Annotated in this window: 9 protein-coding genes and 2 tRNA genes; all 11 read right to left on the bottom strand. The window is 71.4% G+C overall.

What is annotated here, in order from left to right:
- Positions 1 to 11 precede the first annotated feature (11 nt).
- Positions 12 to 1,565, bottom strand: coding sequence for a hydantoinase/oxoprolinase N-terminal domain-containing protein (locus HHX40_RS30810; RefSeq protein ID WP_182883403.1), 1,554 nt, complete (start codon positions 1,563 to 1,565; stop codon positions 12 to 14).
- Positions 1,566 to 1,632: 67 nt separating this feature from the next.
- Positions 1,633 to 2,700 (bottom strand): DUF917 domain-containing protein, encoded by a 1,068-nt coding sequence (locus HHX40_RS30815; protein ID WP_182883404.1) that lies wholly within the window; start codon positions 2,698 to 2,700, stop codon positions 1,633 to 1,635.
- Positions 2,701 to 2,800: 100 nt separating this feature from the next.
- On the bottom strand, positions 2,801 to 4,060 hold the full coding sequence (locus HHX40_RS30820) for an NAD(P)/FAD-dependent oxidoreductase (protein WP_182883405.1): 1,260 nt from the start codon (positions 4,058 to 4,060) through the stop codon (positions 2,801 to 2,803).
- A gap of 112 nt (positions 4,061 to 4,172) precedes the next feature.
- Positions 4,173 to 5,702: a PucR family transcriptional regulator gene (locus tag HHX40_RS30825; RefSeq protein ID WP_182875826.1), complete on the bottom strand. Its 1,530-nt coding sequence runs from the start codon at positions 5,700 to 5,702 to the stop codon at positions 4,173 to 4,175.
- Positions 5,703 to 5,807: 105 nt separating this feature from the next.
- A tRNA-Met gene (locus HHX40_RS30830) sits at positions 5,808 to 5,884 on the bottom strand.
- Positions 5,885 to 6,128: 244 nt separating this feature from the next.
- Entirely contained in the window at positions 6,129 to 6,638 is a 510-nt protein-coding gene (locus HHX40_RS30835; RefSeq protein WP_310738362.1) for a GNAT family N-acetyltransferase, read from the bottom strand.
- Positions 6,639 to 6,747: 109 nt separating this feature from the next.
- Positions 6,748 to 7,680, bottom strand: a complete 933-nt coding sequence (locus HHX40_RS30840) for an alpha/beta hydrolase (protein ID WP_244302381.1) — start codon at positions 7,678 to 7,680, stop codon at positions 6,748 to 6,750.
- Between the two features lie 226 nt (positions 7,681 to 7,906).
- Positions 7,907 to 7,980 (bottom strand) — tRNA-Met (locus HHX40_RS30845).
- 83 nt (positions 7,981 to 8,063) lie between these two features.
- Positions 8,064 to 11,042, bottom strand: a complete 2,979-nt coding sequence (locus HHX40_RS30850; protein WP_310738363.1) for a UPF0182 family protein — start codon at positions 11,040 to 11,042, stop codon at positions 8,064 to 8,066.
- A gap of 239 nt (positions 11,043 to 11,281) precedes the next feature.
- Positions 11,282 to 12,331, bottom strand: coding sequence for a PDZ domain-containing protein (locus HHX40_RS30855; RefSeq protein ID WP_182883408.1), 1,050 nt, complete (start codon positions 12,329 to 12,331; stop codon positions 11,282 to 11,284).
- 28 nt (positions 12,332 to 12,359) lie between these two features.
- Positions 12,360 to 12,788, bottom strand: coding sequence for a molybdenum cofactor biosynthesis protein MoaE (locus HHX40_RS30860; protein WP_182883409.1), 429 nt, complete (start codon positions 12,786 to 12,788; stop codon positions 12,360 to 12,362).
- Positions 12,789 to 12,828 lie beyond the last annotated feature (40 nt).

A 12,828-nucleotide genomic window follows, 5' to 3' on the forward strand; every position in this document is an offset into this window, starting at 1 on the left:
GGGTTCCTTTCCTATCCGGCCAGCCGGGCGAGAGGGCCGGCGGCCTTGACGTGCAGGCGCACCGCGGGCTCAGGCAGGTAGCTGAGGGGGATCTCGCTGAGCTCGACGATCTGGACAGACTCGGGGTCGGCCCCGGCGGCGACGGCCCTCGCGGCCGCCTCCTCCTTGGCGTTGTCGATCAATCTAGCCCTGGCGCTCCCGCCCCCCGCAGCGGGGACGATCGTCTCGATCCGCCCGCTGGCGAGCGCGATGGCCGCCCCCACGGCGTTGGCGACCTCCGCGTGCTCCGGCCGGATCACCTCGCGCGCCCCCGGCACCCGCTCGGCCAGCAGGAACGCGCCGCCGCCGACCGCCACGAGCGGCCGGTCCGCCCGGCCCGAACGCGAACGGCCCAGCGCCACACGGTCCACCGCGTCCGCGACGGCCTCGTCGGCCGCCCGTACGGCCCGCTCCAGCCTGTCGCGCCACTCCCCGGGGACGGGGTGGGTGCCGACCGCGCCCCGCCCGGCCGCCACGGCCGCGTCGGTCATGGTCGGCGTGGAGCCGCCGAAGACGAGGGCCTCGGCGCCGATGCGGTAGCCCACCGAGCGCGGCTCCGCACCGACGATCGTGCCGCCGCCGAGCGCGATCGACAGGATGTCGGGCATCCGGAAGTTCGTCGCGACGCCGCCGATCTCGACCGCCGCGGCCGACTCCCGGGGGAAGCCGCCCACGAGCACGCCGAGGTCGGTCGAGGTGCCGCCGACGTCGGCGACGATCGCGTCGGCGACGCCCGACAGGTACGCCGCGCCGCGCAGCGAGTTGGCCGGGCCCGAGCCGATGGTGAGCACCGGGTAGCGGGCGGCGTAGCCGACCGCCATCAGCGTGCCGTCGTTCTGCGCGAAGTACGTCTCGACCTCCAGGCCCCTCGCCTCCAGGGCCTCGCGCAGCGCGGCGGTGACGTCACGCGCCACGCCGTACAACGCGGCGTTGAGCACGGTCGCGTTCTCACGCTCCAGCAGGCCGAGCGAGCCGATCTCGTGGCTGAGGCTCACCGGCACCTCGCCGATCTCGGCCCGGATGATCTCGGCGACCCGGTTCTCCTGGTCGGCGCTCGCCGGGCTGAACACGCCGGTGACGGCGACCGCGTCGGCGGGCGTGCCGGCCACGAACCTCCGCACCGCGTCCTCGTCCAGGGGCGCGATCTCGCTCCCGTCGACGAAGTAGCCGCCCCGGACGATCGCCGTCCCGGCCGCCACGGTGTCGCGCAGGTCGTCCGGCCACTCGCTGAGCGGCGGCACGGACGTGGTCGCGGGAGCGCCGAGACGCAGCACGGCGACCCGGCCGAGCGCCCGCCGCTCCAGGATCGCGTTGGTCGCGTGGGTGGTGCCGAGCATCACCCGGGTGACCAGGCGCGGGTCGGGCAGCCCGGCGAGGACCGCGTCGAGCGCCGCGCGCAGGCCCTCGGTGACGTCGGGGCTGGTGGGACGCTTGGCCGTGGCCAGCACCCGGTCGTCGTCGTCCAGCACCACCGCGTCGGTGTTGGTGCCGCCCACGTCGATCCCGACACGCAGGCTCGCGCTCATGCCACCTCCTCGCCCGACGGCTCGGAGTCGCATGCGCGCACCGCGCCGCGGTCACCGATTCGCTCACTCATGCGATCTTCTCCACCGGCAGGTAGTCGAGGTCGTAGCCGAAGGCGCGCGGGCCCGCCGTCTCCAGGCCCTTGGGCGTACGCCACAGGGGATCGCAGGGCCAGGCGAGCACGGTGACCCGCTGGCCGTACCGCAGCGCCTCGGTTTGCACCGCCGTCGCCGTCTGGGTGTCGACCACCGTGATCAGGTCGGGCACCATGGCCCGGACCCGGCCGTCCTCCAGGGCGACGAGGTTCTCGTTCTGGATCTCCAGGATCAGCGTCCTGCCCCGGTCGTCGCCGGTGCCCTCGACCGTCGCCGTGCCGCGGGCGAAGCCGCCGGTGGTCCGGCGGTCGAGATCGGCCAGCTTGCCGGTGAGCAGCCGTACGGCGCCCAGCTCGGCGGTGAGGGCGGCGAGCGGGTCGGCGGCGCCCTCGGTCGCCCGGCCCACCGCGATCGCCCGGCTCACCGTTCCCTCGATCACCGCTCCCGCGCACTCGCGGGCGGTCAGCACGTAGTCGGCCATCAGCGCGCTCGACCCCGCCGCCACGCAGACGGCCCGCGCGAGCCGCTCCGACCACAGTCCGTCGACCGGCCGGATCGTCACGACGTTGCCGGCGACGTCGGCCATGACCACGAGGTCGGCCGGGATGCCCGCCACGTACATCGAGACCATCTGGACCTCGGGGAACGCCCGGCCCATGGCGTCGGCGTCGAGCAGCGGCAGGCCGAGCCTCGCCGCCCAGGCGACCGGCGCGACCCCGTTGCCGCCGCCGATCTCCGAGGACATCACGGCGGCCGGCGGCCGGCCGAAGATCCGCTCGATCTCCTCGGCGATCCGTACTGGTTCGTCCTCGCCGTGGATCATCTCGTGGCTGACCGTCGGCGCGCCGATGCCCGACAGCGGCAGCACGAGGGCGTCATCGGGCAGTTCGTCCAGGGACACGAGCGGCACCTCGCCGTGCTCGCGGATCGCGCGCCGGGCGGCGATGGCGCCGGGGCGCACGTCACCGCCGCCGCCGGTGCCGAGCACGGCGCAACCCCGGGCCAGGGCGGTGACGTCCTCCAAGGTGATGCGGGCCTGCATGCGGGGAGCCTTCACTACCGGGGGGTGCCGCCTCAATGTCACAGTGCGACATCTATCACCAGAATGTTGTCGCCCCACGACAAACCCGGAAAAACTGCTATCAGCGCAGCGGGTCGAACTCCCGCAGAGCGGCCGGCTGCTTGCCCGTGGTGATCTGCTCGGCGAGGAGCCGTCCGGTTGCCGGGCCCTGGGCCAGGCCCCACATGCCGTGCCCGCCGGCCACGTAGATCCCCGGGGCGTCCGTCGCGCCGACCAGCGGGCGTCCGTCGGGCGTGACCGGCCGGGGACCGACCCAGACGTCCGTGTGCTCCTCCCAGCGCACCCCCCGCAGCAGCGGGCGGGCGGAGGCGGTGATCGCCCGCAGCCGGGCCTCGACGGCCGGGGCGTCGGGGTCGCGGAACTCCATGGTCCCCGCCACCCGCAGGCCACCCTGGTAGGGCGTGCACGCCACCCGTACGTCCGGCAGGTAGATCGGGCCGGGGACGGGGTGGTCCACGGGGACGGTGAAGGAGTAGCCGCGGCCGGCCCGCACGGGGACGCGTACGCCCCAGCGGCCCGCCAGCCTGGACAGCCAGGCGCCGGTGGCCAGCACCACCGCGTCGGCGGACAGGACGGCGCCGTCACAGGCCACCACGACGACCTTCTTGCCGTCGCTGCGCACGTCGGCGACCTCATGCATCTCGACCGTGGCGCCCCGGGCCGTGACGGCCTCACCCAGCGCGTGGACGAAGCGGCCGGGGTCGATGTAGCGCTGCCCGTCGATCCGCACGCCCGCGGTCAGGGCCTCCGAGGCGAGCGGCACGGTCTCTACCAGCTGCCGGGCGTCCAGCGGCGTGTGGTCGACCGGCTGGCCGGCCTCGGCCATCCTGCGCAGCTCATGGAGCAGGCCCTCGGCTTGGCGCGGCGTGCGGAACCCCGCGGTGATCGGCGCGTCCTCGACGGGGGCGGCCACGCCGTTGGCCGCGAGCACGCCGTACGCCTCGATGCACTCGTCGTTGAGCGGCAGGTTGGCGCGCACCGCCCGGGTCCAGGACGACCACCGGCAGTTGGCGGCGAAGCGGGTCAGGAACGCCCACAGTCCCGGATCGAAGGTCGCCGGGATGCGCAGCGGCGCGGCCGGATTCAGCAGCGAACGCAGGCCGTAGCGCAGGACCGAGGGCTCGTTCAGGGGAATGGCCAGGCCCGGCGCGATCCATCCCGCGTTGCCCCAGGACGCGCCGGCCGCAACGCCCCGGCGGTCGACCACGGTGACCTCCACACCGCGTTCCTGCAGGAACCACGCGGTCGACAGACCCACGATCCCCGCGCCGACCACGATCACCGACCGCGGCCACTCGTTGACGCGCTCGGCGCCGGACATACCCCACCTCCACACCAGGCGATCACTTCCCCCAGCGTGGCCCGTACGGCGCCGCGAACCGTTGTGGCAGCCGCACAATCGCAACGTCCGTCTTGTGGGTTCCAGACAACCCTTATTCGTCCTCGGCGGCCAGAGTGATGACCATGGCGAGGCGCTTGCGCGGGTCGTCCAGGTTCAGCAGAGTCACCTCACTCATCCTGCGCAGCCTGTTGCGGACCGTGTTGGTATGTACGCCGAGCCGTTCGGCGGCGACAGCGAGATCGCCCTGGGCCTCCAGCCATGCCCGCAACGTCGGCACGTAGTGGGTGTCGTGGAGGGCGTCGTGCCGTCGCAGCACACTCACCGGCCCGCGTGCCGGGGTCCGGCCCGCGCGCGCCGCGGCCCGCAACCGCTGCAGCAGGATGTCGTCCCAGGACTCGTCGTACGCGGGTGGCTCGGCCTGGGGTGCGCCTCTCTCATGCAGCGCCAGGCACTCCTCCGCCTCCTGCCGGCTGGCCGGCAGCTCCGCCGCCTGGGCCACGCCGCCGATCCCGGCCGTCATCCGCACCCGCGACGGCAGCGCGGCCCGCAGCGCGTCCACCCACTCCCGCGCCGCCGACGCCCGCGTGCCCGGCAGGATCGTATGGAGCGTGTCGCCCAGCAGGGCGCTCCGCCCGGGCCTGGACCAGCCGAAACCCGCGGTGGCCCGGTCGAAGGCCAGCAGAAGCATGGCGTGCCGGTCCTCGGCCGTGTGCGCGCGGACCGCGATGACGCGCATCTCCCGCGGGGCCAGCCCCAGCTGGCTGACCACCGTCTCAGCGTCGGCGGTGCCCTCAAGCAGCCGGATGACCAGGTCGGACTCCACCTTCCGCTCCAGGTCGGCGCTCGCCCGGGAGCGGAGCAGGTGCAACGCCACCGTGCGCGCGCCGTTCGCCAGCGCGGTGTGCGCCGCCCCGGTCAGCGGGCCGGCGCAGGTCACCCACACCGAGCCGAGCAGTTCGCGCCCGGCCCGCACCGCCACCACCATCCGTCCGGTCAGGCCGTGGTCCGGGTCCGGCTCGACGAAGATCGGCTCGTCCGTCGACGACAGACGAGCGAACACCCCCCGTGACCGGAAGAGGGCCCGCAGCCGGTCCGGAACCTGCCGCACCAGGATCGTCTCCAGCCGGGCCGGGTCGCCCGCCTGCTGGGAGCGGGAGTACGCGAGCACCCGCGAGAGCCGATCCTCGATGGTCACCGCGCCGCCGACGACGTCCGCCAGGCTGTCGGCCAGCGCGAACAGGTCCGTGGGCCCCCGCCCCGACTCGGTCTCCCGCCCTTCCAGCACCAGGCCGTAGACCAGGCCCACCAGGTGGCTCCAGGGCACCGCGGGGTCGGCCCGCATCACGGCCACGCCCTGGGCGTCGCCGGTCGCGGCGGCCTCACGCTCGCTTTCGGCTCCGGCGCGCACCAGGACCGCCTTCGCCTGCGCCGCGACCGCCCACCGCACCGCCTCGGTCACCGACCCGGCTCCCACGGCCACGAGCACGTCACCGGTGACCCGGCTGTCGGTCGCGTCCGGTATCGCCACACTTCGCAACTGTGCCGAACGCGTCTCGGGTCGCCCGCACAGCCGTACGCCGTACCCGCCCAGCACGTTGACCAAGCGATCCAACCTGATCATGTGCAACTCCACCGTGGTGGAAGGTTTTCGAACGTTCGTGGTGGATTGGGCCCAAAAATGACCAAAGGCCCGATCTCCGATTCGGAAGACCAGGCCCTTGACTCTTGGTAGCGGGGACAGGATTTGAACCTGCGACCTCTGGGTTATGAGCCCAGCGAGCTACCGAACTGCTCCACCCCGCGTCGTTGTGTCTCAACCATACCCGTCACCGGGACCAGGCGGCAAATCGGGCCAGAGGAAGACGCCGGAGGCCGGCCGCACATCATCTTGATCTCGGCCCGCCACGAACAGGACCTCGCGGAGCTGGTCGAGACCTGCCCCGCCATCGCCTTCCTGTCCAAGCTGGATCCCCACCACTCGCCCACGGCGACCGACCGACAGCCAATGAGTCACGCTCACCGGGGTGCCGGGCGGGGGAGGCCGGGGTCAGGGGAGGGACAACTCGTACTCGACCTGCTCGATGGGGTTGCCGTCGCCGAAGTCGTGGTCGCGGACCGCGCCCGATTCGGTGAAGCCGCTCTTCTGGTAGAAACGGCGCGCCTGCGGGGTGTCCCGGAGCGTCCAGAGGTGGACCCGCCCGAAGCCCTGTTCGCCGATCCTGCGCAGGGTCGCGGCCATCAGCGCGTTGGCGACACCGGTTCCCCAGCCGTCCGGATGGGCGTAGCAGCCGAAGATCTCCGCGGCCTCCGGCCGGGCCGGCGAGGAGCCGAAGTAGGTGAAGGCGAGCGGCCGGCCGTCCAGCGCGCCGAGCAGGACGGTGTCCCTCTTCTGGAGAAGCACGTCACGCCATTTGCCACGCCGATGTCTGATCGCCTCCGCGGCGAACTCCGGGGAGAAGAACCCCACGTAGACCGCCTGCCACGACTCCGCGTGGATCTCGCCGACCACGTCCCCGTCCTCGGGGGTGGCTTCGGCGACCGTCAACACTCCACTCACACCACGACGCTAGAGAATCCCGCGTGCTCCTGGCAACGCGAAGGCCCGGTGCCCGTTCCCGGGGCACCGGGCCTTCGGCTTCAGCGGCGCGGAGCCGCGACCGAGGCGATCAGGGCTGCGCGAGCACGCCGCGCAGGAACGCGACGGCCTGGGCGATGGCCGCCCCGGCGGCGTGGGTGTCGCGCAGGGCGTTCAGCATGACGAAGTCGTGGATGACGCCGAGATAACGGACCGCGGTGACGGGCACACCCGCCTCGCGCAGCTTCGCCGCGTAGGCCTCGCCCTCGTCGCGCAGCACGTCCGCCTCGGCCGTGATGACGAGGGCGGGCGGCAGACCGGCGAGCTGCTCGGCGGTGGCCCGCAGCGGAGACGCGGTGATCTCGGCCCGCTGCTCCTCGCTGGTCGTGTACTGGTCCCAGAACCACTGCATCGCGTCCCGCCGGAGGAAGTAGCCCTCGGCGAACTGGTGGTAGGAGCCCGTGTCGAAGCTCGCGTCGGTGACCGGGTAGAACAACACCTGACCGGCCAGTCGCACGTCGCCGCGTTCCTTCGCCGTCAGGGTGAGCGACGCGGTCATGTTGCCGCCGACCGAGTCGCCGGCGACGGCGATGCGGGCCGGGTCGAGCCCGTGCTCGGCGCCGTGCTCGGCCACCCAGCGCAGGGCGGCGTAGTTCTCGTCGGTGGCGACGGGATAGCGCGCCTCGGGCGAGAGGCTGTAGTTGACGAACACCACGGCGGCGCCGACGCCGAGCGCCAGTTCACGGGCGAGACGGTCGTGCGTGTGGTCGTTGCCGAACACCCAGCCCGCGCCGTGGATGTAGAGCACGACCGGAAGCGGCCCGGCGACCCCGGTGGGCCGGAAGACCGTCACCGCGCCCAGGCTCTCCTTCTCGGTCCCGGGCACCTCGATCTCCGGGCTCTGCACCTCGTCCACCGTCTTGCGGCCGTCCACCGGCCCGAGGTCGAAGAGATAGGGCGGATTCGCGGTGGCCTCCACGAATGCCTGCGCCGCGGGTTCCAGGACGGGACTGCTCAAGGGGATACTCCTCGTTCTCACGATCGACGGCCACAGCAGGAGGACAAGCCGCCCAGGGCATGCGTCATCCGACTCAGCGTCTAGTACGCCGCATACGCTAACCGAAACACACAAATGTGAACAATCGGGACATATGACCATCGGGGGCGTCCGGGGTAACGATCAACCTCGCGGACTCCGCACAACGCGAAGGCCCGGTGTCCGTTTCCGGGCACCGGGCCTTCGACTTGAGTAGCGGGGACAGGATTTGAACCTGCGACCTCTGGGTTATGAGCCCAGCGAGCTACCGAGCTGCTCCACCCCGCGTCGGCTCTACGAGACTATCCCGCCGCGGGCCGGGAGGCAAACCGGAGCCCCGCGCCGCGGTGGGCGCGAGGCTCCGCACCTGTTCAGCCGCTCGGCGCCGGAGTGGGAGCGGCGGCCGAGGGACCGCCGCTCGGGCTCGCGCTCGCACTCGGTGCGGCGCTCCCGCTCGGGGCCGGGGTCGCCGTCGACGACGGCGTTGCCACCTTGAGCTTGGCCAGGTCGTCCAGCGCCTTCTTGAGCGCGTTCTGCGCGTCGCCGTACGCCTTCCAGTCGGGCGGGGTGTCCGACAGCGCCTTCTGCGAGTCCTCGAACGCCCGCTCCGCCCGGTCGAGCGCGGACGCGAGTGCCGAGGAGTTCGCCGGCGGCTGGGCGACCTGGTCCGGCGGCTGGTTGGGCTGCTGGTCGGGCGTCTGCTCCGGCGGCGTGGCCACGGTGCCGCCGAACACCTGCTGCAACGCCTCGCTCAGGTTGTCGCCGAAGCCGACCTTCTCGCCGAACAGCACGAGAACCTTGCGCAGCGTCGGATACTTGCCCGAGCTCTCCGCACGCGGCTGGATGTAGACCGGCTCGACGTAGAGCAGGCCACCGCCGAACGGCAGCGTGAGCAGGTTTCCGTACAGCACGTCGGTCGCGCCGGCGGTGCCGCGCAGCAGGTTGAGCCGCTCCGAGACCGTGGGGTTCGACTCGAACAGGTTCTGCGCCTGGGGTGGTCCCTGCACCGCGGTCGTGCTCGGTAGCTGGAGGATCTCCAGTTGCGGGTTCGGCGTCGCGGCGGTCGCGTCGACCGCCATGAACGCCGCCATGTTCTGCCGCTGGTTGGGCACGAACGTGGACGTCAGCGAGAACCGCTCGGTGTCGCTGCCCGGCATCTTCATCGTCACGTAGTACGGCGGCTGCTTGCTCTTCTGGGTCGCCGGGTCCTCGGGGACCTTCCAGAAGTCCTGCGCGCCGAAGAACGCGTTGGCGTCGGTGACGTGGTAGGAGGTCAGGATCTCCCGCTGGGCCTTGAACAGGTCGGCCGGGTAGCGCAGATGGTTGCGCAGATCCTGGCTGATCTCCGAAGCCGGCTTGACGACGCCGCCGAAGGCCTTCCGCCAGGTCTGGAGGACGGGGTCCTTCTCGTCCCAGGCGTAGAGCGTCACCGTGCCGTCGTAGGCGTCGACGGTGGCCTTCACCGAGTTGCGGATGTAGTTGATCTCGTCCCTGGGCACCTGCGGCACGCCGAGCCGGCTGCTCTGCACGTCCGTGGTCAGCGACTCCAGGCTCTTGCGCTCGGAGTAGGGATAGGAGTCGGAGGTCGTGTACGCGTCCACGATCCACACGATGCGGCCGTCCACCACGGACGGGTACGGGTCGCGGTCCAGCGTGAGGAACGGCGCGACCTGCTGGATGCGCTCCACCGGCTCACGGTTGTAGAGGATGCGCGACTCGGAGTTGATGTTCGAGTTCAGCAGCAGGTTGGTCTCGCCGTACTTCACGGCGTAGAGGAGGCGGCGGAAGAAGTTCCCGACCGAGACGCCGCCCTTGCCCTCGTAGGTGCTGTTGACCTGGCCCGTCTTGTTCTGCTGGTCGGCGCCCTGCTGCCCCTGCTGGGGGTAGTCGAGCTCGATCGGCTTGGCCGACTTGGGACCGCCGACGATCGAGTAGTCGGGCGAGTTCTCCCCGAAGTAGATGCGGGGCTCGTAGTCGCCGAGGTCGCCGGCCGGCGGGATGTCCTTCTCGCTGAAGACCGGCAGGCCGCTGCTGTCCACCTTGTTGCCCGGCGCGGCGACGAACCCGAAGCCGTGCGTGTAGACGAGGTGGCTGTTGATCCAGTTGCGCTGGCCCTCCGGCGGGAGGCCGATCTCCCGGACCGCCACGACGGTGTCGCGCAGCTTGCCGTCGACCATGTATCTGTCGATGTCGAGCTGCTCGGGGAACTGGTAGTAGCCGCGGATCTGCTGCTTCTGCTGGAAGGTCGGCGACAGCAGGCTGGGGTCGAGCAGGCGCATCCCGGGGATGGCCGACGCCTCGGTCTGCAGCACGGAGGCGTCGGTGTCGGTCTTGGCGCTGTACTCCGTGACCTTCGCCGTATCGACGCCGTACGCCTTCCGGGTCGCGTCGATGTTGCGCTGGATGTACGCCTGCTCCTTGCTCTGCTGGTTCGGCCGCACCTGGAACTGCTCGACCAGCGAGGGATAGACGGTGCCGATCAGCACGGCGGACAGGACGAGGAGCCCGAACGCCGCTCCCGGCCACATCCCGCCGGGCCGGATGACGCCGGCGAAGAAGATCAGCGCGCAGATGATGGAGATGGCCGCGAGGATCCCCTTGGCCGGGAGCACGGCGTGCACGTCGGTGTAGGAGGCGCCGAAGACCTTGCCCCGGTCGGAGAAGACCAGGCTGTACCGGTCGAGGAAGTACGCCGCGCCCTTGAGCAGGACGAACACGCCGAGCAGCACCGACAGGTGGACCCGGGCGGCCCGGGTGGCGTGCACCCCTCCGGGCGAGGAGATGCGGAAGCCGCCGTACAGGTAGTGCACGGCGGTGGCCGCGATGATCGACAGGATCACGGCGGTGAACAGGAAGTTCAGCAGCATCCGCAGGAACGGATACGTGAACATGAAGAACGAGAGGTCGAGCCCGAACTGGTCGTCCTTCTGGCCGAACGGCGTGGCGTTGGCGAAAAGGAGCCAGGTCTTCCACTGCCCGGCCGTGGACGATCCGGTGAACAGGGCGAGGACGCCCATGCCGACCAGGAAGACCAGCCGCCGGTGCGGGTCGAGGGCCACCCGGTAGCGGTCGGCGCCCTGCGGCGCGCCGAACATCCCCGGGCCGAACATCGGGCGGGTGCGGTGCGCGAGCACCATGTTGCCGCCCACGATGGCCAGCATCAGGGCGGCGCCCACGACGAACAGCAGCACCTGCGTGAGCAGCATCGTGGAGAACACCGAGGAGAAGTGCACCGAGTCGTACCAGAGGTAGTCGGTGTAGATCCCCGCGAAGACGAGCAGTAATACGACGATCGCCACCACGGCGATCAGTACGGGTATCAGCAGGCGCGGCCGTCGGGGCAAGCGCACCGCCCGTCCGGCTCCGGGGCTCCGGAAGCTCAACGCTCAACCCCTTGTCTCGGATTGTCGGAAACTCAGATGGGTGTCAGATTGTCGCGGCGCAAACGGTCCGTGCTTGGAAACCTACACCGCGGGGAGCGTGCCCGCGGTAACGGATCTGATCGTTATGGTGGCGCCCCGTCGCCACGCGACGAACGCGGGACGGGAGCGGAAGGGCCAGGTCAGCCGCCCACGCGCCCGCCGCACGCTCAGCCCGCGGGGCAGGAGGGCACGTCGCCCGAGTGGTCACGCAGCGCGTCGATGGCCTTGACCGCGCTTTCGAGGGTGTCGGCGCGCACCAGGCGCAGCCCTTCGGGCACGGCCTTGACGGCGTCGGCGCAGTTGTCCGCGGGGGCGAGGAACACGGTGGCGCCCGCCCGCCGCGCGCCGACCATCTTCTGCTCGATCCCGCCGATGGGGCCGACCTTCCCCTCCGGGCCGATCGTGCCGGTGCCGGCGATGGACATGCCGCCGGTGAGCGCGCCCGGGGTCAGCTTGTCGTAGATGCCCAGCGAGAACATCAGCCCGGCGCTGGGCCCGCCGATGTCGCCGACGCTGATGTCGACCTTGAAGGGAAACCGGTAGCCGCTCGACCGCATCTGGACGCCCACGATCGTCGTGCCGTCCTTGCCGGCGATGGTGGAGACCGGGATCTGCGTCTCCGACCCCCCACGCTTGACGGTGAACGTCACCTGCTCGCCTGGTTTGTGCCTGCGGACGGCTCCCGCGACGGAGTCCAGCGCGGTCGCCGGGGCGCCGTCCACCGCGGTGATCTCGTCGCCGGGCTTGAGCTTCCCGTCGGCGGGCGTCCCCTTGTTGGTCGAGACGACCGTGACCGTCTTCTCGATGGGGATCTTCAGCGCGTTCAGCGCGGCGGCGGTGGCCGACTGCTGCGAGTCGGTCATCTCCTGGGTGTTCTGCTCCTCCACCTCCTTCGGCGTGGAGGTCGTGGGGAACAGCGTCTCCTCCGGCACCACCGCGACCGTGGGATCGAGCCAGCCACGCAGCGCGGTGACCAGGTCGAGGCGGTTGCCCGGCCCCCCCTGGTAGGCGACGGTGACCATGCTCAGCCTGCCCTGCGTCGGGTACGTCTCATGCCCCGAGATCGAGATGACCGGCTTGCCCTTGACGTCCCCGATCGTGTTCTCCGTCGGCCCGGGGCTCAGCACGACGTACGGCACCGGGACCATGGCGCCGATCACCGCGAACGCGAGCGTGAGGAAACCCGCGACCAGCAGGGTCAGAGCGCGTCGGGACATGGACGAACTCTATGCGTTCCGGACCGCTCTATTCGCAGGCACCGACCCATTCGGCGCCGCCGTCGGCGAACACCTGGTGCTTCCAGATGGGCACCTCGCGCTTGAGATCGTCGATCAGCCTGCGGCACGCCTCGAACGCCTCGGCGCGGTGCGGGCAGGCGGCGGCCACGACCACGGCGATCTCGCCGAGCCTCAGGTCGCCCACCCGGTGGACCGCCGCCAGCGCCGTCACCTGATGATCGGCGGCCACCTTCTCCGCGACCCTGCGCAGGTGCTCCTCGGCGGACGGGTGCGCCGAGTACGACAGGAGCGTCACCGGCCTGCCGCCGTCCTGCTCGCGCACCGTCCCGACGAAGACCGCCGTACCTCCGGCCGCGTGGTCCTCGACGGCGCCCAGCACCTCGTCGACGGACAGGGGGGTGTCCCGGATCCCCAGCAATCGGATGACGTCCACCATCCCGAGGGTAGTACGTGAACCTCACGTGACCGGGGACCGG

Source organism: Microbispora sp. H10949, assembly GCF_014161435.1.
GTDB lineage: Bacteria > Actinomycetota > Actinomycetes > Streptosporangiales > Streptosporangiaceae > Microbispora > Microbispora triticiradicis.

Bases quoted from the DNA above. Each gene is read 5' to 3' on its own strand.
- HHX40_RS30820 (WP_182883405.1), bottom strand. From the start codon at position 4,060: ATGTCCGGCGCCGAGCGCGTCAACGAGTGGCCGCGGTCGGTGATCGTG.
- HHX40_RS30810 (WP_182883403.1), bottom strand. From the start codon at position 1,565: ATGAGCGCGAGCCTGCGTGTCGGGATCGACGTGGGCGGCACCAACACC.
- HHX40_RS30815 (WP_182883404.1), bottom strand. From the start codon at position 2,700: ATGCAGGCCCGCATCACCTTGGAGGACGTCACCGCCCTGGCCCGGGGT.
- HHX40_RS30825 (WP_182875826.1), bottom strand. From the start codon at position 5,702: ATGATCAGGTTGGATCGCTTGGTCAACGTGCTGGGCGGGTACGGCGTA.
- HHX40_RS30855 (WP_182883408.1), bottom strand. From the start codon at position 12,331: ATGTCCCGACGCGCTCTGACCCTGCTGGTCGCGGGTTTCCTCACGCTC.
- HHX40_RS30860 (WP_182883409.1), bottom strand. From the start codon at position 12,788: ATGGTGGACGTCATCCGATTGCTGGGGATCCGGGACACCCCCCTGTCC.